The organism is Pseudonocardia ammonioxydans (assembly GCF_900115005.1).
Classification (GTDB): domain Bacteria; phylum Actinomycetota; class Actinomycetes; order Mycobacteriales; family Pseudonocardiaceae; genus Pseudonocardia; species Pseudonocardia ammonioxydans.
The window spans coordinates 48,223-72,254 of the sequence record NZ_FOUY01000021.1; the positions used below are offsets into that span (position 1 = coordinate 48,223).

Here is a 24,032-nt window from a genome sequence, read left to right on the forward strand (position 1 = left end):
GTGCCCCCGCCCTGGAGCCGTGCCGCGGCGGTGGGGCACGGGGAACCGGCCGCCGACGACCCGCACCACGGGTCCGGGCAGGGTGGAGCACCGAGCTCCGGCGCGTCCGGTGCAGACACCTCCCCATCGATGCCGCCCCCGTCCGGCACCGGTGGTCCCGCCCCCGACGGGTCGGCCTCGAACACGCCCACGGGGACGACCGGGCCCGACGAGCCACCGTGGCGCCGCCTGCCCGCGCTGATGCTGGTGGTCGCGCCCGCGACCGCTCTGCTCAAACTCGCACCCGCGCTGATCGTCCTGCTGCTCTTCGGCGCGGGACGGGGCAACGACGTCCAGCTGTGGATCGCCGCCGGGATCGCGGTCCTCGCCGTCGGCGCCGGGGTGGTCCGCTGGCGGACGACCCGCTACCGGATCACCGACGAACGCGTCGAGCTGCACAGCGGGCTGCTCAACCGGCAGCGCCGCTCGGTCCCGCGGGACCGGATCCGGACGGTCGACCTCACCGCGCCCCTGCTGCACCGGCTGGTCGGCGTCAGCGTCGTGAAGGTCGGCTCGGGGCAGAGCGCGGGCAAGGAGTCCGGTCTCGACCTCGACGCCGTCACCACCGCCGAGGCCGAACGGCTGCGGCGCGAGCTGCTGTCCCGGCCGGGGGCGCCGGCCCGCACCGGCGCGGACGCACCGGCGGGGGCACACCCGTCCGCCGGCGCGGACGCGACCGGCGGCCCGGGCGCGGCCGGCACGATCCCGGGGACCGGCACGATCCCGGAGTCCGGTGCCGGCCCGGCGGTCCCGGCCGGGGCCGCGCCGGAGCCGGAGGCCGCCGAGGAGATCGACCGCATCGACTGGTCGTCGCTGCGTTTCGCGCCGCTCACCGTCAGCTCGCTCGCCGCGATCGGCGCCGCGGCGGGCGCCGGCTGGAACCTGCTCCGCGAGGCCGACGTCGATCCCCGGAACCTCCCCGGCGCCGACGTCGTCACCGGCGGGCTCAGCGCCGTGCCGATCTGGGCGTCGGTGCTCGTCGGGGTGCTCCTGCTGCTGGTCGTGATGGTCGCGGGCTCGATCGTGCTGTTCGTCGAGCGGTGGTGGGGGTTCCTGCTGACCCGCGAACCGGACGGGACCCTGCGCGTCCGGCGCGGGCTGCTCACCCGCCGGTCGCTGTCGGTGTCCGAGCAGCGGCTGCGCGGCGTCACCGTCACCGAGCCGCTGCTGGTCCGCGTCATCGGCCGGGGTGCGCAGGCCGGGGCGCTCACCGTCGGGCTGGCCGGCGCGGACGGCGAGCAGAGCCACGCGGGAGCGCTCGGCCCACCCGTGGCCCGGGCACAGGCGCACCGGATCGCCGCGACCGCGGCCCGCACCGGTACCGAGGTCACCGCGGGTCCGCTGCGCCCGCACCCGCCGCGGGCCCGCACCCGCCGGTTGGTCCGCGCGATCGGGCCCGCGCTGGTGCTCCCGGTGGCGGCCGGCGTCCTCGTCCACGTCGGTGGCCCGGTGTGGCCGCTGTTCCTCGCGGTGCTGCTGGTGCTCCTCGCCGTCCCGCTGGCGCTGGACCGCTACCGCGCACTCGGGCACCGGCTCGACGAGCGCTACCTGGTCGCCCGCGGTGGCTCGCTGGTCCGGACGACCTCGGCACTGCGCCGCGACGGCGTCATCGGCTGGCGGATCCGGCAGAGCCTGTTCCAGCGGCGGGCCGGCGTCGTCGCCCTCGAGGCGACGACGGCCGCGGGCAGCGGCGCGGTGGAGGTGCTCGACCTGTCCCCCGCCGACGCCGCCGCGTTGATGGCGGAGGTCACCCCGGAGGCGGTCACCGGCCTGCGGGCGTGACCGTCACCGCCGCCGGCGGGTCCCGAACAGGCTCCGGGTGATCTCCCGGGTCACCGTGTTCGTGATCTGCCGCCCGGTCGGCGACTGCAGGAAATCCCCGATCTTGGAGAACCAGTTCTTCTCGCTGGAGTCCTGCGGCTGCGGCGGAGGCGGTGTCCCACCGGCCTGCGGAGTGGCCCCGGCCGGCGGCGGGGCGTCACCGGGCGGCGGGGCGGGTGCCCCGACCGGCACCGCGTCACCTCCGGGGCCGGAGGCGATCCGCCCGGTCAGCCGCTCGTAGGCCGAGTCGCGGTCGACCATCTCGCCGTACTTCTCCTGCAGCGGCGACGCCGCGGCCTCGGCGCGGATCTCGTCCTCGCCGATCGCGGCCATCATCGAGCGCGGCGCCCGCAGCCGGGTCCACGCCACCGGAGTGGGCGCGCCCCGCTCGGACAGCACGGTGACGATCGCCTCGCCCGTGCCCAGCGAGGTCAGCGCCGACTCGAGGTCGTAGACGTCGGAACGCGGGTAGGTCTTGACCGTCCGGCTCAGTGCCTGCTGGTCCTCCGGGGTGAACGCCCGCAGGGCGTGCTGCACCCGGGCACCGAGCTGGGACAGCACCTCGTTCGGGATGTCGGTGGGCAGCTGCGTGCAGAAGAACACCCCGACGCCCTTGGACCGGATGAGCTTCACGGTCTGCTCGATGCGGTCCAGGAACGCCTTCGACGCGTCGGCGAACAGCAGGTGCGCCTCGTCGAAGAAGAAGACCAGCTTCGGCTCGTCCAGGTCGCCCGCCTCGGGCAGCTCCTCGTACAGCTCGGCCAGCAGCCACATCAGGAACGTCGAGAACAGCATCGGGTTCGCGGCACGCTCGGCGAGCTCCAGCAGCGTCACGACACCTTTGCCGCCGATCTGACGCATGAGGTCCGCGGGCTCGAGCTCCGGCTCCCCGAAGAACGTGTCCCCGCCCTGGGCCTCCAGGTTCACCAGCGCCCGCAGGATCACCCCGGCCGTCGACGACGACACCCCGCCGATCCCCTTCAGGTCGGCCTTGCCCGCGTCGGAGGTCAGGTGCTGGATGACCGCGCGCAGGTCCTTGGTGTCGAGCAGCGGCAGCCCGCGCTGGTCGGCCCAGTGGAAGATCAGGCCGAGGGTCGACTCCTGGGTGGGGTTGAGCCTGAGGACCTTCGCCAGCAGGATCGGGCCGAACTGGGTGATCGTCGCGCGGACCGGGACGGCGACACCTCCGTCGCCGAGCGACAGGAACAGCACCGGGTACGCCGTCGGGGTCCAGTCGTCGCCGGTGTCACGGACTCGCTCGTCGATCTTCTCGTTGCGCTCACCGGCCCGGGCCATCCCGGACAGGTCGCCCTTGACGTCGGCGAGCAGCACCGGGACCCCGGCGTCGGAGAGCTGCCCGGCGAGCGCCTGCAGCGTCTTCGTCTTGCCGGTACCGGTGGCGCCGGCGACCAGGCCGTGCCGGTTCAGCGTCGCGAGCGGGATGCGCACCCGGGCCTCGGGGTCGCAGACGCCGTCGACGAGCACCGTGCCGAGTTCCAGCGCGGCACCGTCGGTGGCGTATCCGTCGGCGATGGTTCGGGCGGGGGTGTTCTCGGCCACGGCGTCGCAGCGTAGGGCACCCGGCGGGCCGGGAGCTGCTCCGCACCGCCGGCGGCGCGGCGCCGGGGTGCCCGGCCCGCCGCGACGACGTCACATAGTCTGCACGGATGACGGACCGGCTGGTGTGGATCGACTGCGAGATGACCGGGCTGGACCTGGGTTCCGACGCGCTCATCGAGATCGCGGCGCTGGTCACCGACGGGGACCTCAACATCCTGGGCGACGGCGTCGACGTGGTGATCTCCTGCGACGCCGGCAAGCTCGAGGGGATGCCCGAGGTCGTGCGCGAGATGCACGCGCGCTCCGGGCTCACCGAGGAGGTCCGGTCCGCGACGGTCACCGTCGCCGAGGCCGAGCAGATGGTGCTCGACTACATCCGCACGCACGTCCCCGACCCGCGCACCGCGCCACTGGCCGGCAACTCCATCGCCACCGACCGCGGCTTCCTCGCCCGGGACATGCCGGAGCTCGACGCCTACCTGCACTACCGGATGATCGATGTGAGCTCGCTCAAGGAACTGGCCCGGCGCTGGTTCCCCCGGGTGTTCTACGCCAAGCCGGAGAAGGGCCTGGCGCACCGCGCGCTCGCCGACATCCGGGAGTCGATCCGCGAGCTGGCCTACTACCGCAAGGCGCTGTTCGTTGCCCCGCCCGGACCGAGCACCGAGCAGGCGCAGACCGCGGCGGCCGCCGTCGCCGACGTCGCCGTCGCACCCGCGGATCCGCAGGCAGCGAGCCAGGTGGAGACCCCGGTGAACGGCCGGGTGGAGGGCACCGCGAGCCACTAGGACAACCCCCCGCGCAACCCCCGTACGGCCGGGAGCTATGCTGTGTCAGCACTTCCGGCCACGGCCTGACGGGTCTCACGATCCGGCAGGGAATGGCTGCGGAGATCGCATGGTGGGTGTAGCTCAGTTGGTAGAGCACCTGGTTGTGGTCCAGGTGGCCGCGGGTTCGAGTCCCGTCACTCACCCGGTCGCCACCCTGGCGATCGATCCCGGAAAGCATCGTGCTAGTTTTCCGGGGTCGTTCTCGCCCGGGGTCGGCGAATGCGAGAAATGAATATGCGCCGTTAGCTCAATTGGCAGAGCAGCTGGCTCTTAACCAGCGGGTTCGGGGTTCGAGTCCCTGACGGCGCACCAAAGACAACAAGACGGCACGCGGAACCGCCTCCGCGGGCCGTTGTCGTGTCCACCGGCTGCCACGACGGGTGACGCCGCGTGACACCGGTCGCCCGGACATGACCGCGGGGCCCGGACCCGCCACGATGTTCCCATGGCGCGTCCCGACCACACCGTCTTCCTCAAACGGTCCTTCTCCCGGATGGACCAGCTCGCCACGCCGTTCCTCACCGGGCGGCGGCTGTGCCGGCAACTGGCCCAGGTCGTCCCGTACGGCACCGACGGCGTCGTCGTCGAGCTCGGCGCCGGGTCCGGGGTGCTGGCCGAGCCGATCCGCGCCCGGCTCGGGAACGGCGCCCGCTACCTCGCCATCGAGATCGACGAGGAGCTCGTCGCCCACCTGCGCCGGCACAAGCCGTGGCTGGAGGTCGTGCAGGGCGACGTCGCCGACCTCGAACGGATCCTCGACGACGCCGGCATCGACCGGGTGGACGCGTTCGTCTCCACGCTGCCGTGGGCGGTGTTCCCCCAGGACCTGCGCACCAGGGTGCTGGACGTGATCGCCCGCCGGCTGGTGCCCGGCGGCGTCCTCAGCATGATCATCACCTGGATGGCGCTGCCGAACCGGGTCCGGGACCTGCGCGCACTGCTGGACGCCCATTTCGACGAGGTGGTCGAGACCGCCACCGAGTGGCGCAACCCGCCGCCGGCCCGGACCTTCCTGTGCCGACGGCCACTCGCCCGGCCCGACTATCTCGACGAGCGAGATACTCAATCGGCGAGCTAACATGGACGGCGTGACCACACCGGGAAGAACCGTAGTCGCCGGCGGCGGGCCGGGCGGGATGCTGCTGGCGTACCTGTTGGCCCGCGCGGGGCTGCCGGTCACGCTGCTGGAGCGCCACCAGGACTTCGACCGCGACTTCCGCGGCGACTCGCTGCACCCCTGGACCCTCGAGCTGCTCGACCGGCTCGGCGTGGCCGAACGGCTGCTGGAGCAGCCGCACGTCAAGGCCCGCCAGTTCCGGTTCCGCACACCGAAGGGCCTGGTCACGACGTCGGACTACGGGCTGCTCGACACCCCGTACGACTACGTCGCGCTGATGCCGCAGGCCTGGTTCCTCGACTTCCTGGCCGCGGAGGCGCAGACCCTGCCGTCGTTCGAGCTGCGCACCGGCGCGGCGGTGAACGGGCTGCTCGGCAGCGACCCGGTGCGCGGGGTGACGCTGCGGTCCGGCGAGGAGATCGAGGCCGACCTCGTCGTGGCCGCCGACGGGCGGTTCTCCCGGATCCGGACGCTGGCCGGGGCGAAGGCGGAGTCGCAGGGCGCCACCACGGACCTGCTGTGGTTCGCCCTCCCCCGCCGCGACGACGACCCGCCGGACGCCGACGTCGACCTGTTCTTCGGCCGCCGGCACTACGTGGGTGTCCTCGGCAGCCCCGGGCGCTGGCAGGTCGGGTTGTCGCTGCCGAAGGGCGGCTACCCCGCCCTGCGCGACGCCGGTGTCGACTACGTGCGCCGCGAGGTCGCCGAACGGGTGCCGTGGCTGGCCGACCGGGTCCACCTGCTCACCGACATGAACGAGACGACACTGCTGTCGGTGGACATCTCGCGGGTGCCGGTCTGGCACCGCCCCGGCCTGCTGATGATCGGCGACGCCGCGCACGTCATCTCCCCGGTCGGCGGCAACGGCATCCTCATGGCCTGCCAGGACGCGCTGGCCGCGGCCAACCACCTGGTCCCGGCGCTGACCGCGGGCGTCCCCGGTTCCGAGGCGCTCGCCGCGATCCAGGCCGACCGGGAGGAGGCGATCGTCACCGTGCAGGCCCAGCAGGTCCGGGTGGAGCAGACCGCGGCCCGCGCCCGCGAGCGCGGGAAGGCCGTGGCGCCCCCGGGGTTCCTGCGCCTGCTCACCCGGATCCCGGCGATCCGCCGACGCTCGGCCCGGCGCAACGGGTACGGCCCGGTCCCGGTCGTCCCGAGCCCCGGGCTGGAACGCGCCCTCGACCTGCGGCCCGCCCCGGTCCCCGCCTGATCCGGCGGCCCGCGCGGCCTCACGTAGCGTCGGCGCCGTGCCCCTGCCCGTCCCGCCGGTGCTCGCCGGTGCCGTCCCGCTCGCGTACGTGGAACGCGACGGCACGGTCGAGTCCGTGCACCTCGGCACCCTGGCCCGGGTGGAGCGAGACGGTGCCGTGTCCGGGCACGGCGACCCGGACACCCCGTTCCTACCCCGGTCCGCGCTCAAGCCGGTGCAGGCGGTGGCGCTGCTGCGGGCCGGCCTCGACCTCGACGGCGAGCTGCTCGCCCTGGCCTGCGCCTCGCACTCCGGCGAGGCCGGGCATCTCGACGGGGTCCGCCGCGTGCTCGCCGGGGCCGGGCTCACCGCCGACGACCTGGACAACACGCCGGACCTGCCGCTGGGCGTCGAACCGGGCGCAGCGGCCCGCGCCGCCGGGACCGCGCCGGCACCGCTGCTGCAGAACTGCTCCGGCAAGCACGCCGCGATGCTGGCCGCGTGCGTCGCGGCCGGGTGGCCGACCGCCGGTTACCGGGAACCGGACCACCCGCTGCAGCGGCTGATCCACGACACCGTCACCGAGCTGACCGGCCGCGTCCCGGACGTCACGACCGTCGACGGGTGCGGTGCACCGCTGTTCGGCTCGACCCCGGCCGGGCTCGCCCGCGCGTTCGCCCGGATCGCGGTCGCCGCGCCGGGGACGCCGGAGGGCCGCGTGGCGCGGGCGATGCGCGCCCACCCCTGGTGCGTCGGCGGGACCGGCCGCCCGGTGACCCGGCTGGCGCAGGCGGTGCCCGGGCTGGTCGTGAAGGACGGCGCCGAGGGCGTCCTGGCCGCCGGGCTCCCCGACGGGCGGGCGTTCGCGATCACGGTGCTGGACGGCTCGCCCCGCCCGCTGCCGGTGCTCGCCGCGGCCGTGCTGCGGGGCTGGGCCGCAGACACCCCGGAGCTGGCGGAGACGGCCCGCGTCGACGTGCTCGGGCACGGCCGCCCGGTCGGGTCCGTCCGTGCTGTGACCTGACCCAGATCCTGCCCCGCGTCCCCGACGCAGGTTCTGACCCGGTCAGGGCTCCGCCGCGGCACCGGCCGCCCGGGAGGCGCTCGCCGCCCGGGTCAGCCGGGCCGCGAGCGCGTCCAGGTGCTCGACCAGCTCCGGTGGCTCCAGCACGTGGAAGTCCACGCCGAAGAAGTTGATCCACACCGCCAGCGACTCGAGCGTCCACGCCCCCGCTGCGAGCTCGCAGCGCCCGTCGCCCAGGTCGGTCACGATCCCGGACGCCGGGGTCACGTGCTCGGCGAGCCGCTCCGCGGACGTCTCGAACACGATCCGGGCCCGGTACGGGTAGGCACCCGAGGAGATCCCGCGCTGGGCGAACGCACCCACCCCGCCCTCGGGCGGGTCCCGCGGCGTGAACCGCGGGCCGGCGGGCAGCTTCAGCCGCATCCGGTCCACCCGGAACGTCCGCCGGTCGTCGCGGCCGGTGTCCCACGCGACCAGGTACCAGCGGCGGCCGGTGTGCACCAGGCCCTCGGGCTCGACGATGCGACGGGTCTCGCCGCCGTCGCCCGCGACGTAGTCGAACCGGATCTGCTCGTGGTCGCGGCAGGCCGCAGCGAGCGCCGAGAGGTCGTCGGCGTCGACGACGGCGCCGCGGCCGGTCAGCGTCGTGGTGGCGGCCCCGAGCGCGGCGACCCGGCGACGCAGCCGGTTCGGCAGGACCTGCTCCAGCTTGGCCAGGGCCCGCACCGAGGTCTCCTCGATCCCCGAGACGGCGCCGCCCGCCGCGGTCCGCAGCCCGACCGCGACGGCGACGGCCTCGTCGTCGTCGAGCAGCAGCGGTGGCAGCGCCGCACCCGCACCCAGCCGGTAGCCACCCGTGGTCCCGGGCGTGGAGTGCACGGGATAGCCGAGGGTGCGGAGCTTGTCGACGTCGCGCCGGACGGTCCGGACGTCGACCTCGAGGCGCTCGGCCAGTGCCGGACCCGTCCAGTCACGCGGGACCTGCAGCAGCCCGAGCAGGCGCAGCAGTCGTGCCGAGGTCTCCATCACGGGAGCCAGTGTGCCCGCCGTCGCGGACAGCCCCCGTCCGCGATACCCGGGACGGGGTCGGGTCGCCGGCAGGGCGCCGACGCCGGTGCGCGGTCCGGCCGCTACCGTCGCGGCCGTGGAGACGAGCGAGCGGGTCGGGCGGTATGTACGAATGGTCGCCGTCGAGGGGCAGGGCCCCGAACTGGCGAAGGCCCTGCTACGGGTCGCGGACGGTATGGCCGCGCAGCCCGGCTGCCTCGCCTACGTGGTGAACGCCGCGCCGGACGAGGCGGACGCGGTCTGGGTGACCGAGATCTGGGCGGACTCCGCCTCCTCCGAGGCGGCGCTCGGCCGCGACATCGGCGAGGCCGGGCTCGCCGACGTCCTCGAGCTGCTGGCGTCCCCGCCGGAGTACATCGAGGTCACCCCGCTCGGCGGTCCGGGGCTGGGCTGAGACCCGCCGGCTGACCGGGGCCGCGGCGCCCCGGTCCGTCGTCGGTCCGTCGTCTCCTGCTGCTCGCTGCGCTCCTCAGTCCTGCTGCTCGCTGCGCGCTCCTCAGTCCTGCTGCTCGCTGCGCTCCTTGCGGGCCTTCAGCGACCCCGGCTTGGCCGTCAGCGACGGGTCGCCCTTGGTCTTGATCAGGCTGGCGACGGTGACGATCGCCAGGATCACCACGATGACGACCAGGCTGAGCATGGTCGGGATCTCGGGGATCGCCGGGGAGATGTCCACGTGTCCCCAGTGCAGGACGAGCTTGATCCCGATGAACCCGAGGATGATCGCCAGGCCGGTGGACAGGTAGACCAGGCGATCGAGCAGGCCCTTGACCAGGAAGAACAGTGCCCGCAGGCCGAGCAGCGCGAACGCGTTGGCGGTGAAGACGATGTAGGCCTCCTGCGTCACGCCGAACACCGCGGGGATCGAGTCGAGGGCGAACAGCAGGTCGATGCCGCCGATCGCGATCAGCACGATGAACATCGGGGTCGCGACCCGGCGGCCGTTCTCCCGGCTGAACAGGCGCCCGCCGTCGTACTCCTCGGTGACCGGGAAGAGCTTGCGCGCGCCCTTCACGACCATGTTGTCCTCGATGTCGGGTTCCTCGTCCTTGTGCCGGTAGAGCTGGACCGCCGTCCACAGCAGCAACGCGCCGAAGACCAGGAACATGAACGAGAACAGGTTCAGCAGCGTCGCACCGACCACGATGAAGATCGCGCGCATGATCAGCGCGAGCACGATCCCGAAGGTCAGCACCTTGTGCTGGTGCTGCTCGGGGACCGCGAACGTCGTCATGATGATCACGAAGACGAACAGGTTGTCGACCGAGAGACTCTTCTCGACGATGTACCCGGTGAAGTACTGGGTCCCGAAGTCCCAGCCGTGCACCATCGCGAACACCACACCGAAGGCGACCGCGACCAGGATGTAGAACACCGACCAGGCCGTCGCCTCGCCGAACCCGACCTTGTGCGGCTTGAGCCACGCCAGGATCAGATCCAGCGCGAGCAGCCCGACGACCAGGCCGATCATGATGATCCATTCGAGCGCGCTGATCTCCAGCACCGGCTTCCCTCCGTACGCCGATCAGGGCACCGGCCTGTCGCACCGGTATTGCGCAGAGCACCTTAACGGGCAATCGGGACGTCGCGCCCGATCTGGATGCGCGCCGCCGGATCGGGTTCAGCGCGCCGGGCGGCTCGCGAACACCCCCTCGGCCGGAAACGCGCCGTTGGCCAGCGCGGTCCGGGCGAACGCCGTGCCGAGCTCGCCCAGGCGGGCGGCGCGCTCGGGTCCGAGCACCGACCACGGCGCCGCCCCCAGCCGGTGGGTGTCGTCCTCGAGCCGCCGGCGCAGCGCCGACCCGGCCTCGGTGAGCACCGGGGTGACGGCCTCGTCCGAGGGCGTCGCGTGCTCGAGCAGGCCGCGTTCGGCGAGCCGGGCGACACCGTCGTTCCACTCGGTCCGCGACCAGCCACGGCTGGACCGGGCGAACCCGGTCGTGAAACCGGTGCCGGTCGCCGTCGCGGTGATCAGTGCCTCCAGCCCCGACAGCTCGGCCTCGACGAGCAGCGCGATGTGCCCGTCGCCGCGGTGCTCGCGCAGGATCGACAGCGCGTGCCAGAGCACCAGGTGCGGTGCCGCCGGCCACGCGAGGTCCCGGTGCCCGGCCGCCAGCGGTCGGCCCTCGACCGGCGTGGCCTCGGCGGCGGTGCGGGCGAGCCCGGCGGCCTCGGCCATCTCCGCCGACCCGACCGCGTCGTCCCCGAGCAGCCGGCGCAGGGCGGCGTCGACGACCTCGAACCGCGCCGCGACCAGGTCGGCCGGCGCGGCCAGCTCCCACGCCCGCGGGATCGAGTCGGCGACGAGGCGGGGCGCGAAGTTGTAGAACGTCGCGGTGACCACCGACGGGCCGACCGCCCCCATCGGTGCGGCCCGCGGCGCGAAATAGGTCATCCGGTGCCCCTGCTCCAGGCCGGCCTGCGCGAAGCGGGGCTCGGACTCGGGGGCGAAATAGACCTGGGCATGCAGCGGTTCCAGCGCGCGGGCGATACGTCCGGCGGCGACGGCGTCTCCGGTGGTACTCATGATCGCGACGCTAACGGTTCGGACCGGCTCGCGCGGCCCGGGCGGCACTCAGACGGTGAGGCCGGCGTCGGCGCCGGTGTTCACCGCCCGGACGAAGTCGGCCGGGGTCTCGGCGTCGCCGAGCACGCGGACCTCGATTCCGGTGTCGCGCAGGGTCCCGGCGAACTCCTCGCCGGACGGGCGCCAGCCGATCGCCAGCGCGACCCGGTCCGCGGGCAGCTCCACCGGCGCACCGTCCGGGCCGGTGCAGTGGATCGTGTCCGCGCCGACGGCGACCAGCGTGGTGCCGGTCCGCAGCTCGACGCCGTCGGCGCGCAGCGACCGCACCAGGTTCCGCCGGGTGATCGCCTCGATGCCGCGCCCGACCGAGGAGGCCATCTCCACGATCGTCACCGACGCGCCGCCCGCCACCAGGGTCTCCGCGGTCTCGCAGCCGGTCGCGCTCCCCCCGACCACGACGACCCGCGCCCCGGCGGGCACCGGCACCTCGCCGCGCAGCAGGGCCTGCGCGTCGTGCACGTGCGCAGCGTCGATGCCGGGGATCGGCGGGACCAGCGGGCTCGCCCCGGTCGCCACCACGACGACGTCCGGCGCCCGGGCCGCGACCAGCGTGGCGTCGACCTCCACACCGGTGTGCACGGCGACGCCGAGCGCGGCCAGCCGCGCGGACTGGTACTCCCGGTAGCGCAGGACCTCACGCTTGCTCGGCGCCAGCCCGGCCACCTCGAGCTTGCCACCGAGCTCGGGGTCGCGTTCGTAGAGCGCGACCTCGTGCCCACGCAGCGCCGCGAGCCGGGCCGCCTCCATCCCACCCGGGCCGCTGCCGACGACCAGCACCCGCCGCGGCCGGACGGCCGGGGTCACCCGCCAGGTCCGTTCCCGCCCGGCCTCCGGGTTCACCGCGCAGCGCGCCCGCTCGCCGCGCCCGACCAGGTCGACGCAGGCGTTGCAGGCGATGCACGGCCGTCGCTCGGCGAGCCGGCCGGTGCGGACCAGGTCCGGCCAGTCCGGCTCGGCGATCAGCCCGCGGCCCAGCAGGACCAGGTCCGCGTCGCCGGAGGTCACCACGTCGGCGGCCAGGTCCGGGTCGTCGAGCCGGCCGACGGCCATCACCGGCACCGCGCCGACCGCCCGCTTCACCGCCGCGGCCATCGCGCGCATGTGCCCGCGCGGGACCGACATCGGCGCGAGGGTCTCCTGCAACGACAGCCAGGTGCCGGAGCTGACGCTGATCGCCGCCACCCCGGCGTCGACCAGCATCGTCGCGGTCGCCACGGCCTCGTCGATCCCGAGCCCGCCGCGCTCGGCGTCCGAGCCGTTGAGCCGCCACACCAGCGGCACCCCGGGCCCGACGGCGTCGACGATCGCCCGGGCCACCTCGACGGAGAACCGGGCCCGGCCGGCGAGGTCGCCGCCCCAGGCGTCGGTGCGGTGGTTGGTGTGCGGGGACAGGAAGTTCGACGGGAGGTAGCCGTGCGCCCCGTGGACCTCGAGATAGCCGAAGCCCGCGTCGACGGCGCGGCGGGCAGCCGCGGCGTAGTCGTCCACGATCCGTTCGATCTCCGGGCCGGTCAGCTCGTGCGGGACCGGGGCACGCGGGTTCAGCGGCACCGGCGACGGCGCCACCGACGGCCCGTCGACCACCTGCCGGCCCGGATGCATGAGCTGCACGCCGACCGCGACGTCGTGCGGGGCCAGCGCCTCGACCAGCTTGCGCAGGCCGGGCAGGTACTCGTCGGAGTGGATCCGCGGTTCCGGGCCGACCGAGTCCGGCGACACCAGGACGCCCTCGACGGTGATCGCCCCGATGCCGCCGCGGGCGCGCCGCTCGTAGTAGGCGATCGTGTCGTCGGTGATGTGCCCGGACTCGTCGAGGCAGGTCCCCATCGGGGCCATCACCAGGCGGTTGCGCAGGGTCAGCGGGCCGAGCCGGAGGGGGGTGAACAGCACGTCGTGGTCTTCCGTCACTCCTGCCCGCCCCTCACCCGTCATCGCCGACCTCATTCGTCGCCGACCTCATTCGTCACGGACGGCCAGTGCCCGCACCGGGCAGGCGTCCACCCCGATCCGCGCCACGTCCTCCTCGCCCTCGGGGACCGGCTCGTCGGTGCCGAGCGCGGTGAACCCGTCGTCGTCGAGTGGGAACAGGTCCAGGTCGACCACCGAGCACTGCCCGTGGCCCTCGCAGCGGTCCCGGTCGGCGCCGATCCTCACGGCCGCCCCTCCGGGTAGACCCACAGCTGCTCCATCGCCCGCGACGCGAGCGCGTCCTTCCACTCCGGTTCGGCGGCGAGCTCGAGGCGCGGCAGCCGCTCGACGATCCGGGCGATCGCGATCCGGGTCTCGGTGCGGGCGAGCTGGGCGCCGATGCAGGCGTGGATGCCCTTGCCGAACGCGATGTGCGGGTTGGGGCTGCGAGCCAGGTCGAGCACGTCCGGGTCGGCGAAGCGCTCCGGGTCCCGGTTGGCTGCGCCGAGCACCAGGTGCACCCGCTCGCCCGGCGAGATCGTCCGCCCGCCGAGCGAGGTCTCGCCGACCACCCACCGGTTGAGCACCTTGATCGGGCCGTCGTAGCGCAGCAGCTCCTCGACCGCCGCGTCGCGCAGCTCCGGCTCGGCCCGCAGCCGGGCCAGCTGCTCCGGGTGATGCAGCAGCGCCAGCGTCCCGTTCGCGATCGAGTTGGTCGTGGTCTCGTGCCCGGCGAACAGCAGCAGCGCACACATGCCGACCAGCTCGTCGTCGTCGAGGGCGTCGGTGCCCTCCCGGCCGGCGATCAGCGCGGACAGCATGTCCTCGCCCGGCTCGGCGCGGCGCCGCGCGACCAGCTCGCGGAAGTAGGCGTCCATCTCGCGCAGCCCGGCCAGCGCCCGCTCGTGCCGGTCGGCCCGGGCGTCCCCACCGGCCCCGAACGCGACCAGCGCCAGCTCGTCGGACCACTCCCGGAAGCGGTCGCGGTCCTCCGGCGCGGCGCCGAGCATGGTGGCGATGACGGTGGCGGGCAGCGGGTACGCGACCTCGGCGATGAGGTCCAGCGGACCGGTCCGGCCCATGAGGCCGTCCAGCAGCTCGTCGACCAGCGCGGTGATCCGCGCGTCCATCGCCGAGATGCGCTGCCCCTTGAACGCGCCGGCGGCGAGGCGGCGCAGCCGGGTGTGCGCCGGCGGGTCGGTGACGACCATCCAGTCGGCCATCATCGCGAGGACGCGTTCGCCGGCGCCCGGTGCGGCGTCCGGCTCGCCCGCGGCCCGGCGCCGCTCCAGGACCGGGCGGACCCGGTCGTTGGACAGCGCCTTGTCCGCGAACGCCGCGGCCACGTCGGCGTAGCGGGTCACCAGCCACGCCCGGTGGCGCTCGCTCCAGTGCACCGGCGCGTGCTCGCGCAGCCCCGCGTAGATCGGGTACGGGTCGGCGGCCGCGGCGGACCCCAGCAGCTCGTCGGTGATCGCACCGGTCATGCCGATCTCCTCTCCTCGCTCCGGGCCAGCGCACGCGCACAGCCCAGCCGGTCGCGGACCACGTGCCCGGACACGACCCGGCCGCCCGCGGTGTGCACCAGCCCGACCGCGTGCAGGGTGGCCGGGCTGCCGGGGGTGGCGGCCGTGACGTCGTCCAGACCACCCGCATAGGTCCCGGTGCAGGTCAGCCGGAACGCCACGGCGGGGCCGGCCGAGAACAGGTCGTCCACGACGACCTCGGCGCCGGCCAGCACCGGGGCCGGGCTGCCGGGCCCGCCGTCGTCGTAGGTGACGGCGTCGCCGGGTGCCCCGGCCGCGAGCCAGTCGCGGACCACCCGTTCCGCGGCGGGGGTGGCGGCGACGGCCGCGGTGTCCCACGGCGCGACGGCCGGTGCGGGCACCGTGCCCGGGTCGCCGTCGGCGAGCCGGCGGCGGCGGGTGAGGTAGTCCTGCTCGACGCTGTTGTCGACCAGCCGGGTGCCGTCCCAGCGGTAGAGCCCCAGCCCGGTCCAGGTCGCGGCGGCCCCGCCGTGCTTGCGCGAGGCGCCGTGCTCGGAGAACCGCATGGCGAGCCGGGTCCCGTCGGTGACGATCTCGTGCACGGTCAGGCCCAGCCCGGGGAACTGCTCGAACTGGGCCCGGGCCGCGGGGACGTAGGCGTCGTCGCGGCCCGCGACGACGTGCGGGCCCATCCGCAGGACGTAGTCCGGGTCCATGATCTCGGCACACACACCGGTGTCGTGCCGGTTGGTGTAGTCGACGACGTAGCGGCGCATCAGCGCGACGAACGGGTCCATCCTCACCGCCCCTCGAACGTGGGCGGGCGCTTCCCCAGGAACGCCGCGATCCCCTCGGCGGCGTCGGCGGTGGAGTGCAGCACGGTCAGCGCCGCCGTGGAGTGGTCGAACTCGCCGCGGTCGACGTGCGCGTTGACCAGGTTCTTGCCGGTCGCCACGGCGAGCGGGGCCGCGCCGGCCATCCGGGAGGCCAGCGCCCGCGCCCGGTCGCGCAGCTCGTCGGCGGGGTGCACCTGCTGGGCCAGGCCGATCCGCAGCGCGGTCGCGGCGTCCACCCGTTCCCCGGCGAACATCATCAGCTTGGTCCAGTGCCGCCCGATCACCGACGGGGCGCGCAGCACCCCGAAGCCGGGCACCAGCCCGACCGCGGTCTCCGGCATCGCGAACGTCGCGGTCTCGGAGGCCAGCACGACGTCGCAGGCCAGCGCGAGCTCGCAGCCCCCGCCCATCGCGAACCCGTTCACCGCGGCGATCACCGGCAGCGGCGACTCCTCCACCGCGGCGAAGGTGCGCATGCAGTCCTGCTGGAACGCCCGCTTCGCGGTCGCGTCACCGAGCTCGGCGAACGAGGCGATGTCGCCACCCGCCGAGAACGCCTTCTCCCCCGCCCCGGTGATCACCACCGCGCGGGTGCGCGCGTCCGCCTCCAGCCGGGCCAGTGCGTCGCGCAGGTCCGGCCAGAACCGGCGGCCCATCGCGTTGAGCCGGGCCGGGTCGTCCATGGTCAGCCAGGCCACCCGCTCGTCGGCGGGGTCGGCCTCGACCCGCAGGGTGGACGCCGTCGTGCCGTTGCGCGTGCTCATTCCGGGTCCCCCAGCGCGATGTCGATGCTCGTCGCGATCACCTCACGGGTGCGGGACGGCTCGATGACGTCGTCCAGCGACAGGTGCGCGGCGGCCTCCCACGGCTCCGCCTCGCTGATCCACTCGGCGGTCAGCTCCTCGATCAGCGCCGCGTGCGCCTCCGGGCCCTGCTCGGCCAGCGCGGCCTCGAGCCGCCGCCGGTACACGGTGCGGACGCCCGTCTCCGGGGCCATGAAGCCCAGCTCGGCGGTCGGCCAGGCGTAGAGGAAGTCCGGCCGGGTGGGCCGCCCGCCCATCGCGAAGTGCCCGCCGCCGTAGGCCTTGCGCAGCACCACGCCGATCTTGGGCACCGTGGCCTCGGCGATCCGCGAGACCAGCCCCTCGTAGCCGTGCAGGATGCCGCCGCGCTCGGCCTGGGTGCCGATCATCAGGCCGGGCACGTCGTGCAGGAACACCAGTGGGAGCCCGAAGGTGTCGCACAGGTCCACGAACGCCCGCTGCTTGGTCAGCGCGTCCGGGTCCAGCGCCCCGGCCCGCACGATCGGCTGGTTGCCGACCAGCCCGACCGGGCGGCCCTCGATCCGGGCCAGCGCGGTCAGCACACTGGGGCCCCAGCCGTCCGCCCAGGGCAGGATGCTCGCCTCGTCGGCCAGGCAGGTGAACACGTCGCGCACGTCGTAGCCGGCCCGGGACCCGGTCGGCACCAGGGTCTCCAGCTCGGCCGGGTCCCGGCCGGGCGGGCGGGCCGGGGCGTGCGGCGCGGGGCGCGACGAGTTCGCCGGCAGGTAGGACAGGAACGCGGCGATCGCGTCCATCGCGTCCGCCTCGGTCTCGACGACCAGGTGCGCGTTCCCGGCGGCGGTGGCCGCCTCCGGGCCGCCGAGCTCGTCGTCGGTGACCTTCTCCCCGATCGCGGGCTCGACCACCGACGGGCCGGACAGCGCCAGCGACGACGAGCGCAGCATCACCACGAAGTGCGCGGTCGAGGCGTGCAGCGCGGAGTCGCCGTAGCTGGGACCGAGCACCGCGGCCGCCCGCGGGACGACCGGTCGTCCGGGTTCGGGCTTGAGGAACGTCGCGAAGTCCAGCGGCAGGCCGGAGAACCGCCAGCCGGACACGTCGGGCATCCGGCCGCCGTCGGCGTCGCACAGCAGGACCAGCGGGAACCCGTGCTTCTGTGCGTGCTCGATGAGCCGGCCCTGCTTGCGCATGCTGATCGGGGCGGTGGTGCCGGCGACGACGCTGGCGTCGATCCCGATCACGCCGATCCGGCGGCCGTCGAGGCGGCCGAACCCGGTGACGACGGCGTCGCCCGGGACGTGCTTGGCGGTGCGCCGCTCGGGCAGCGCCAGCGCCCCGATCTCGAACCAGCTCTGCGGGTCGACCAGCATGTCGACCCGTTCGCGCACCGGCAGCCGCCCGGACTCGCGGTGCTTGCGCAGGCCCTCCGGCCCGCCCATCTCGCGGGCCCGTTCCTGCCGTTCCCGCAGCACGGCCAGCCGGGAGGCCATGTCCGTGCCGCGCGGTCCGTCATCCTCGACGCCGGTCATCGGGCCATCATCGGACACCCCGGTCCGGGCGGACGCCTCGGTGGAGCTCATGCACGCCCTCCCCCGGTCGGCCGGCACGGACGGACGCCGCACCGGTGGCTCGCGTACTGGAAGATCACGGCCACGACGCTAGACTACCAGACGGCCGATTGGTAGACAGGCTTCATGACACTGGACGGCAGGACGCCGGGCACCGTGCTGGTCGCCAACCGCGGGGAGATCGCGGTCCGGATCGTGCGGGCCTGCCGCGAGGCGGGCCTGCGGCCGGTCGCGGTGTACAGCGACGCCGACGCCGGTGCACCGCACGTGGCGCTGGCCGACGAGGCGCACCGGATCGGCCCACCGCCGGCCCGCGACTCCTACCTCGACGTCGAGGCGTTGCTCGGCGCGGCGAAGGCGGCCGGGGCGGACGCGGTGCACCCCGGCTACGGCCTGCTCTCCGAGGACGCCGGGTTCGCGGCCGCGGTGACCGGCGCCGGGATGCGGTTCGTCGGCCCGTCGGCCGAGGTCATCGCCACGATGGGGGACAAGGTCGCGGCCCGGGCCATCGCCCGCGAGTGCGGCGTGCCCGTCCCCGAGGGCACCGGGACCGTCGACCCGGACGACCCCGCGCTGCCCGCCCGTGCCGCCCGGCTGGGCTACCCGCTGGTGGTGAAGGCCTCGTTCGGTGGCGGCGGGCGCGGGATGCGCGTGGTCACCGGTCCGGACGAGCTGGCCGAGGCCCTGGCCGCCGCCGCGCGGGAGGGCGCCGCCGCGTTCGGCCGCTCCGAGGTGCACCTGGAGCGCTACCTGCCGCGGCCGCGGCACGTCGAGGTCCAGGTGCTGGCCGACGACCACGGCACCGTCGTCGCCCTCGGCGACCGGGACTGCTCGGTACAACGCCGGCACCAGAAGCTGATCGAGGAGGCGCCCGCCCCGGGCCTGTCCCCGCAGCTGCGGGCGGCGCTCGCGGACGCGGCGGTCCGGATCACCCGCCGCGTCGGCTACTCCGGCGCCGGGACCGTCGAGTTCCTCGTCTCGGGCACCGAGTTCGCGTTCCTGGAGATGAACACGCGGCTGCAGGTCGAGCACGGGGTGACCGAGCTGGTCACCGGCGTGGACCTGGTGGCCGAGCAGCTGCGGGTCGCCGGCGGGGAGTCCCTGTCGCCGACCGTCCTGGAGGTCGCGAGCGCCGGGGCCGCAGCGCCCGGGGACCCGGCCGCACCTGGGGGCCCGGCCGCGCCCGGGAGCACGACGGTCCGGGGACACGCGATCCAGGCCCGGATCGCGGTCGAGGACCCGCGCGCGGGGTTCCGTCCCTCCCCCGGGCCGATCGGTGCGCTGGAGCTGCCCGCCGGGCCGGGCGTGCGGACCGACTTCGGCGTCGTCGCCGGGGGCACGGTGCCCGCCGAGTACGACTCGATGATCGGCAAGGTGCTCGCCCACGCCGCCGACCGCGACACCGCCCGGCGCCGGCTGGGGCTCGCGCTGGACGAGCTGGTCGTGGGCGGCCGCCCGACCACGGCCGGGTACCTGCGCGCGGTCCTGGACACCGCGGAGTTCGCCGCGGGCACGCACGACACCGGGTCGGTGGAGCGCGACTGGGCCCCGGAGGCGCTGCTCGGGCCCGCCGGGGACGCCGGCGCCGCCTCCCCCGGGCCCGCCGCGGAGCCCGGGGCGGCCGGCGGGTCCGGGACACCGGGTCACGCCGTCCCGGTCCGCCGGGTCCGCATCGCCACCGACCGCGGACCGCTGGACCTGCTCGTCGCGGGCCGCGCGGCCCCGGGCCCCGCGGGCACGGCCGCCCCGCTCCGGCCCACCCGCTCGACCGACGACCGGCCGGCCGCCGGGAACGCACCCGGCGCGGCCGGGGACCCGACGGCCCCGATGGACGCCACGGTGGTGACGGTCCGGGTGGCCCCCGGGGACGCCGTCGCGGCCGGCGACGTCGTCGTCGTGCTCGAGGCGATGAAGATGGAGATGGAGATCCGGGCCGGTACCGCCGGGACGGTCGCCGCGGTGCCGGTGACGGCAGGCTCCCCGATCGCCGCCGGCGCGGTCCTCGTCGAGCTGACCTGACACGGCGCGCACGGCCGGGTCGGCCCCTCGACCGTCCGGGCACGCACGAACCCCGCCGAGATGCACGTGAGCGTTCCGGTCACGGTGCCGCAGGCTCCGTGAGCTGCATCTCGGCGAGGTACGGCATCGCCGCGCGGCACGGACGAGCGGCGCCGGTAGGAGCTGCTGGGCGACCGGCGCCTCACACCCGTTCGCTGAGCCTCACACCTGCTCGCTGCGCTCCACACCTGTTGCAGCAGGTGTGAAGAACAGCATGGGGGTGTGGGGCCGGCGACGGGGCTGGGTGCCCGCCGGGGGTGGCGGGTCAGACCGTGCCGAGGCCCTGCTCGGTCGCGATCCCGCGGATCGTCAGCTCGGCGAGCTCGGCGCCGATCTGCTCCGGGGTGAAGGACCCGCCGGGACGGAACCAGCGGTAGACCCAGTTCGTCGAGCCGAGCACGGACAGCGCGGCGAGCCGCGGGTCCAGGTCGGAGCGGACGTCGCCGGCCTGCTGGGCGGACTCGATGAGGTCCCGGAACACGCCCTGGTAGGCGTGCTCGCTGCCGAGCACCTCCACGCGCCGCTCCAGCGGCAACGCGGACAGCTCGTGCAGGAACACCGCCGTCGGCACCAGGTTGCGGCAGGTGTGCTCGACGTGCCCCACGATCACCGACCGCAGTCGGAACAGCGGCGGGCCCTCGACCCCGGCCCGGGCCCGGATCACGGCCAGCCCGTCCTTGTGGACCGAGGAGATGACGTCGAAGAGCAGGTCCTCCTTGGACTGGATGTAGTAGTAGAGGCTGCCCTTGAGCATCCCCAACCGGTCCGCGATGTCCTGCAGCGAGGCGCCGTCGTACCCCTTCTCGTAGAACACCTGGGTGGCGACCTCGATCAGTTCCGCCCAGCGCTCCTCGCGGGGTTTGCGCTCCCCGCCGGAGCGGCGCGCGCTCCGTCCCGCCGGCTGTCGCACCTGGTCACGTCCTTTCGACCGGTTCGGGAGGAACCGCCGTCACGAATCGGGCGAGTCTACCGTCCGACCGGTAGACGACGTCCCCGGTGGGGTCACCGCACGTTGGCGCCGGCGTCGACCGGCAGGGCCACGCCGGTGACGTAGCGGGCCTCGTCGCTGGCCAGGAACAGCACCGCGTTGGCGATGTCCTCGACGTCCACCCAGGGCACCGGGATCGCGTTCAGCGACCGGAACCCGTCCATCGCCTTCTCCTTCGTGGGCTCGGGGTCGCCGGGGGCGAACATCCCCCAGGTCCCCGGGTTCTGGATCATGTGGGTGTCCACGTTGGTCGGATGCACGGTGTTCACCCGGATCCGCTGCGGGGCCAGCTCGTTGGCCATCGTCCGCATGAGACCGACCAGCCCGTGCTTGGCCGCGACGTAGTGGCCGACCTGCTGGATGCCCTTGAGGCCGCCGATCGAGCTGGTGAAGACCATGCACCCGCCGCCGCGCCGGCGCAGGTGCGGCACGGCCGCCTTCGCCGTGTGCCAGACCCCGGTCAGGTTCACGTCGAGCATGTCCTGCCACTGCCGCTCGGACAGCTCCCAGGACATGCCGTAGGTGGCGATCCCGGCGTTGGCGACGACGGCGTCGAGCCCGCCCAGCTCCGCCACACCGGCGTCGAGCGCCTTGGCCAGGCCGTCCCCGTCGCGGACGTCGGCGACCGAGGCGACGATCCGCCGGCCCAGTCCCTCGACCTCGGCGACGGTGGCGTCGAGGTCCTCCAGCGTCGCCGCCGGGTACTTGTCCACACTGCCCACCGCCGCGCAGAGGTCGACGGCGATCACGTCCGCGCCCTCCTGCGCGAGCCGCACCGCGTGCGCCCGGCCCTGGCCGCGGGCGGCCCCGGTCACGAACGCGACCTTGCCCTCCATCCGTCCGGACACTGTTCCTCCTCCAGGCACGGTGGCCCTCTACTGGATCGTGTAACCGGCGTCGACGGGCAGCATCACGCCCGTGACGTAGCGGGCCTCGTCGGACGCCAGCCAGAGCACCGCGTTGGAGATGTCCGCCGGTTCCACCCACGGCACCGGCAGCGCGTTGGTGGTCTCGAAGACCTTCGCCGCCTGGTCCCGGGTCGGGCCCTCGACCTCGGGCAGGAACAACCCCCAGGTCTTCTCATTCATGATCATGTCGGTGTCGACACCGGTCGGGTGCACGGTGTTGACCCGCACGCCCTGCCCGGCGAACTCGACCGCGAGGGTCCGCATGACGCCGACGACGCCGTGCTTGCTCGCCGTGTAGTGCACGGTGTTCGGCGTGCCCTTGATCCCGGCGGTGGAACTGGTGATCACGATCGAGCCGCCGCCGGAGGCGGTCAGGTGCGGCAGGGCGGCCCGGCAGGTGTTCCAGACGCCGGTGAGGTTGATGTCGATGATCTCGCGCCAGTCCTCGTCGGAGACCTCCAGCGAGGGTGCGATCTCGAAGACCCCGGCGTTCGCGCAGACGATGTCGAGGCGGCCGAGCTCGGCGACGCCGGCGTCCACCACGTCGGTCAGCGCCGCGCGGTCGCGGACGTCGGCGACCTGGGCGTGCACCCGCCGGCCCAGCGCCTCGACCTGGCGGACCGTCTCGTCGAGGTCCTCCCGGGTCGCGGGCGGGTACATCCCGATCGCCGCGACCGGGCCGCAGAGGTCGACGGCGATGATGTCCGCGCCCTCCCCGGCCAGCCGCAGCGCGTGGCTGCGGCCCTGCCCGCGGGCCGCGCCCGTGACGAACGCGACCTTTCCCTCGACCCGTCCACTCACGCCGGTACCCCCTGGATCATCTTGGTCTCGAGGTAGGGCGCGATCCCCTCCACGCCGCCCTCCCTGCCCAGCCCGGACTGCTTGAACCCGCCGAAGGGCTGGGTGACGCACATCGACGCGTCGTTGACGAACATCTGCCCGGTGCGGACCCGGCGGGCCACGTACTCGCCCAGCGCGGGGTCGTCGGTGTAGACCGCGCCGGAGAGCCCGTAGTCGGAGTCGTTGGCGATCGCGATGGCGTGCTCGACGTCGTCGTAGGGGATCACCGTCAGGACCGGGCCGAAGATCTCCTCGCGGGCGATCCGCATCGTGTTGTCCGCGTGGGCGAACAGCGTCGGTTCGACGTACCAGCCCGTCCCGATCCCGTCCGGGCGGCCGCCGCCGGTGACCAGCGTGGCGCCCTCGGCGAGACCGGCCGCGATGTAGCCCTCGACCCGGTCCCGTTGCCGCTCGGCCGCCAGCGGACCGATCACCGTGTCCGGCTCGGCCGGGTCGCCGACCTTCAGCGAGGCGAGGATCCCGGCCGCGGCCTCGACCAGCTCGTCGTGCCGCGCACGGGAGACCAGGATCCGGGTGATCGCGGCGCAGACCTGACCGGAGTGACCGAAGCCCGCGGGCAGCAGCGACCCGAGCACGCGGTCGAGCGGGATGTCGTCGCAGACGATCCCGGCGCTCTTCCCGCCGAGCTCGAGGGTCACCCGGGCGATCCGCTCGCCGCACAGACTCATCACCCGTCGTCCCGCCGCGGTGGACCCGGTGAAGGAGACCTTGTCGACCCCGGGGTGGCGGACGAGGTGCTCGCCGGTCTCCCGCCCGCCGGGCAGCACCGAGACCACCCCCTCGGGCAGCCCGGCCGCCTCGATCGCCTCGGCCAGCAGCAGGGTGCTGACCGGCCCCTCCGGCGCGGGTTTGAGGACCACCGGGCACCCCGCGGCGAGCGCAGGGGCTATCTTGAGCGACGCGGTCGCGACCGGCCCGTTCCACGGGATGACGGTCCCGACGACGCCGACCGGTTCCCGCACGATCAAGGCCTCACCGGCACTGCCGTCCGGGTTCGCCCAGGTGCGCCGCTCCTCGAAGGCGACCCGTTCGTGCAGGGTCGCCGCGTCGTCCCACATGGCGGTCGCGTTGGCGTGGAAGGCCTCAGACACCGCCCGCGGTGCACCGATCTCGGCGGTGAAGGACTCGACCATCTCCGGGACCCGCTTCGTCACCTCCTGCCCGATCCGGCGCAGGTACCCGGCCCGCTCGGCGGGGCTCATCCGCGGCCACGGACCGTCGTCGAACGCCGCGCGGGCCGCCGCGACCGCGGCGTCGACATCCGCCGGTGCGGCCTCCGGCACGGTCGCGAGCAGGTCCTCGGTCACCGGGGAGACGACCTCGATCAGGCCGTCGCCGGCGGGCGGGACCCAGCGTCCACCGACGAAGACGGTGTCGAACGAGCGGACCATCGCCGAGCCT

General features: G+C 74.5%; 21 protein-coding genes and 2 tRNA genes. 9 read left to right on the plus strand and 14 right to left on the minus strand.

The window, feature by feature from the left end; genetic code table 11:
• The first annotated feature begins 129 nt into the window (after positions 1 to 129).
• Entirely contained in the window at positions 130 to 1,821 is a 1,692-nt protein-coding gene (locus tag BM093_RS19945; protein ID WP_143105445.1) for a PH domain-containing protein, read from the plus strand.
• Between the two features lie 3 nt (positions 1,822 to 1,824).
• Here BM093_RS19945 and BM093_RS19950 read toward each other — a convergent pair whose 3' ends face one another.
• Positions 1,825 to 3,420, minus strand: a complete 1,596-nt coding sequence (locus tag BM093_RS19950) for a helicase HerA-like domain-containing protein (protein WP_093346683.1) — start codon at positions 3,418 to 3,420, stop codon at positions 1,825 to 1,827.
• 107 nt (positions 3,421 to 3,527) lie between these two features.
• Here BM093_RS19950 and orn point away from each other — a divergent pair, with 107 nt between their 5' ends.
• The 6 genes from orn (at position 3,528) to BM093_RS19980 (ending at position 7,580) form a co-directional block, all read left to right on the plus strand.
• Positions 3,528 to 4,208, plus strand: coding sequence for an oligoribonuclease (gene orn / locus BM093_RS19955; protein WP_093346687.1), 681 nt, complete (start codon positions 3,528 to 3,530; stop codon positions 4,206 to 4,208).
• 112 nt (positions 4,209 to 4,320) lie between these two features.
• Positions 4,321 to 4,393: transfer RNA gene (locus BM093_RS19960), tRNA-His, on the plus strand.
• Positions 4,394 to 4,486: 93 nt separating this feature from the next.
• Positions 4,487 to 4,562, plus strand: a tRNA-Lys gene (locus tag BM093_RS19965).
• A 133-nt stretch (positions 4,563 to 4,695) separates the two neighbouring features.
• The gene (locus BM093_RS19970; protein ID WP_093346691.1) at positions 4,696 to 5,328 is read left to right on the plus strand and encodes a class I SAM-dependent methyltransferase; all 633 of its coding nucleotides are present in this window, start codon (positions 4,696 to 4,698) and stop codon (positions 5,326 to 5,328) included.
• 1 nt (position 5,329) lies between these two features.
• The gene (locus BM093_RS19975; protein ID WP_093346696.1) at positions 5,330 to 6,577 is read left to right on the plus strand and encodes an FAD-dependent oxidoreductase; all 1,248 of its coding nucleotides are present in this window, start codon (positions 5,330 to 5,332) and stop codon (positions 6,575 to 6,577) included.
• A gap of 37 nt (positions 6,578 to 6,614) precedes the next feature.
• A complete protein-coding gene (locus BM093_RS19980; protein ID WP_245773653.1) occupies positions 6,615 to 7,580 on the plus strand; it encodes an asparaginase in 966 nt (321 codons plus the stop codon).
• A 42-nt stretch (positions 7,581 to 7,622) separates the two neighbouring features.
• On the opposite strand, the gene BM093_RS19985 is transcribed toward BM093_RS19980, so the two are convergent.
• Entirely contained in the window at positions 7,623 to 8,609 is a 987-nt protein-coding gene (locus BM093_RS19985) for a helix-turn-helix transcriptional regulator (RefSeq protein ID WP_177238588.1), read from the minus strand.
• 115 nt (positions 8,610 to 8,724) lie between these two features.
• Between BM093_RS19985 and BM093_RS19990 the strand changes: the two genes are divergently transcribed.
• The gene (locus BM093_RS19990; protein WP_093346964.1) at positions 8,725 to 9,042 is read left to right on the plus strand and encodes a putative quinol monooxygenase; all 318 of its coding nucleotides are present in this window, start codon (positions 8,725 to 8,727) and stop codon (positions 9,040 to 9,042) included.
• A 102-nt stretch (positions 9,043 to 9,144) separates the two neighbouring features.
• Here the strand turns inward: BM093_RS19990 and BM093_RS19995 are convergent, their stop codons facing one another.
• From BM093_RS19995 to BM093_RS20030, 8 genes are all read right to left on the minus strand, one after another.
• A complete protein-coding gene (locus BM093_RS19995; RefSeq protein ID WP_093346703.1) occupies positions 9,145 to 10,149 on the minus strand; it encodes a TerC family protein in 1,005 nt (334 codons plus the stop codon).
• A gap of 117 nt (positions 10,150 to 10,266) precedes the next feature.
• Positions 10,267 to 11,172 (minus strand): SCO6745 family protein, encoded by a 906-nt coding sequence (locus BM093_RS20000; protein WP_093346707.1) that lies wholly within the window; start codon positions 11,170 to 11,172, stop codon positions 10,267 to 10,269.
• A 48-nt stretch (positions 11,173 to 11,220) separates the two neighbouring features.
• Positions 11,221 to 13,122 (minus strand): oxidoreductase, encoded by a 1,902-nt coding sequence (locus BM093_RS20005; RefSeq protein ID WP_177238589.1) that lies wholly within the window; start codon positions 13,120 to 13,122, stop codon positions 11,221 to 11,223.
• Between the two features lie 66 nt (positions 13,123 to 13,188).
• Complete coding sequence (locus tag BM093_RS20010; RefSeq protein ID WP_093346717.1) at positions 13,189 to 13,386, minus strand: ferredoxin; 198 nt, start codon at positions 13,384 to 13,386, stop codon at positions 13,189 to 13,191.
• Positions 13,383 to 14,627 (minus strand): cytochrome P450, encoded by a 1,245-nt coding sequence (locus BM093_RS20015; RefSeq protein WP_093346721.1) that lies wholly within the window; start codon positions 14,625 to 14,627, stop codon positions 13,383 to 13,385. Before BM093_RS20015 ends, BM093_RS20010 begins: the two co-directional genes overlap by 4 nt.
• Entirely contained in the window at positions 14,624 to 15,424 is an 801-nt protein-coding gene (locus BM093_RS20020; protein WP_093346724.1) for an ester cyclase, read from the minus strand. The genes BM093_RS20015 and BM093_RS20020 overlap by 4 nt, the downstream gene beginning before the upstream one ends.
• 2 nt (positions 15,425 to 15,426) lie before the next feature.
• The gene (locus tag BM093_RS20025) at positions 15,427 to 16,227 is read right to left on the minus strand and encodes an enoyl-CoA hydratase/isomerase family protein (protein WP_093346729.1); all 801 of its coding nucleotides are present in this window, start codon (positions 16,225 to 16,227) and stop codon (positions 15,427 to 15,429) included.
• Positions 16,224 to 17,828 (minus strand): acyl-CoA carboxylase subunit beta, encoded by a 1,605-nt coding sequence (locus BM093_RS20030; protein ID WP_093346733.1) that lies wholly within the window; start codon positions 17,826 to 17,828, stop codon positions 16,224 to 16,226. Before BM093_RS20030 ends, BM093_RS20025 begins: the two co-directional genes overlap by 4 nt.
• 114 nt (positions 17,829 to 17,942) lie before the next feature.
• Between BM093_RS20030 and BM093_RS20035 the strand changes: the two genes are divergently transcribed.
• On the plus strand, positions 17,943 to 19,835 hold the full coding sequence (locus BM093_RS20035) for an acetyl/propionyl/methylcrotonyl-CoA carboxylase subunit alpha (protein ID WP_093346738.1): 1,893 nt from the start codon (positions 17,943 to 17,945) through the stop codon (positions 19,833 to 19,835).
• 304 nt (positions 19,836 to 20,139) lie between these two features.
• Here BM093_RS20035 and BM093_RS20040 read toward each other — a convergent pair whose 3' ends face one another.
• The 4 genes from BM093_RS20040 to BM093_RS20055 all read right to left on the minus strand — a co-directional run bounded on the left by BM093_RS20040 (position 20,140) and on the right by BM093_RS20055 (position 24,022).
• Positions 20,140 to 20,784 (minus strand): TetR/AcrR family transcriptional regulator, encoded by a 645-nt coding sequence (locus BM093_RS20040; RefSeq protein WP_093346743.1) that lies wholly within the window; start codon positions 20,782 to 20,784, stop codon positions 20,140 to 20,142.
• A gap of 92 nt (positions 20,785 to 20,876) precedes the next feature.
• A complete protein-coding gene (locus BM093_RS20045; RefSeq protein WP_093346747.1) occupies positions 20,877 to 21,710 on the minus strand; it encodes a mycofactocin-coupled SDR family oxidoreductase in 834 nt (277 codons plus the stop codon).
• Positions 21,711 to 21,737: 27 nt separating this feature from the next.
• Positions 21,738 to 22,571, minus strand: a complete 834-nt coding sequence (locus BM093_RS20050) for a mycofactocin-coupled SDR family oxidoreductase (protein WP_093346750.1) — start codon at positions 22,569 to 22,571, stop codon at positions 21,738 to 21,740.
• Positions 22,568 to 24,022, minus strand: coding sequence for an aldehyde dehydrogenase (locus BM093_RS20055; protein WP_093346755.1), 1,455 nt, complete (start codon positions 24,020 to 24,022; stop codon positions 22,568 to 22,570). The genes BM093_RS20050 and BM093_RS20055 overlap by 4 nt, the downstream gene beginning before the upstream one ends.
• Positions 24,023 to 24,032: the final 10 nt, after the last annotated feature.

What these genes read in the sequence shown, in the direction of transcription:
- BM093_RS19945 (WP_143105445.1), top strand. Translation starts at nt 130, where the DNA reads ATGCCGCCCCCGTCCGGCACCGGTGGTCCCGCCCCCGACGGGTCGGCC.
- orn (WP_093346687.1), top strand. Translation starts at nt 3,528, where the DNA reads ATGACGGACCGGCTGGTGTGGATCGACTGCGAGATGACCGGGCTGGAC.
- BM093_RS19970 (WP_093346691.1), top strand. Translation starts at nt 4,696, where the DNA reads ATGGCGCGTCCCGACCACACCGTCTTCCTCAAACGGTCCTTCTCCCGG.
- BM093_RS19975 (WP_093346696.1), top strand. Translation starts at nt 5,330, where the DNA reads ATGGACGGCGTGACCACACCGGGAAGAACCGTAGTCGCCGGCGGCGGG.
- BM093_RS20000 (WP_093346707.1), bottom strand. Translation starts at nt 11,172, where the DNA reads ATGAGTACCACCGGAGACGCCGTCGCCGCCGGACGTATCGCCCGCGCG.
- BM093_RS20015 (WP_093346721.1), bottom strand. Translation starts at nt 14,627, where the DNA reads ATGACCGGTGCGATCACCGACGAGCTGCTGGGGTCCGCCGCGGCCGCC.
- BM093_RS20020 (WP_093346724.1), bottom strand. Translation starts at nt 15,424, where the DNA reads ATGGACCCGTTCGTCGCGCTGATGCGCCGCTACGTCGTCGACTACACC.
- BM093_RS20025 (WP_093346729.1), bottom strand. Translation starts at nt 16,227, where the DNA reads ATGAGCACGCGCAACGGCACGACGGCGTCCACCCTGCGGGTCGAGGCC.
- BM093_RS20030 (WP_093346733.1), bottom strand. Translation starts at nt 17,828, where the DNA reads ATGAGCTCCACCGAGGCGTCCGCCCGGACCGGGGTGTCCGATGATGGC.
- BM093_RS20035 (WP_093346738.1), top strand. Translation starts at nt 17,943, where the DNA reads ATGACACTGGACGGCAGGACGCCGGGCACCGTGCTGGTCGCCAACCGC.
- BM093_RS20055 (WP_093346755.1), bottom strand. Translation starts at nt 24,022, where the DNA reads ATGGTCCGCTCGTTCGACACCGTCTTCGTCGGTGGACGCTGGGTCCCG.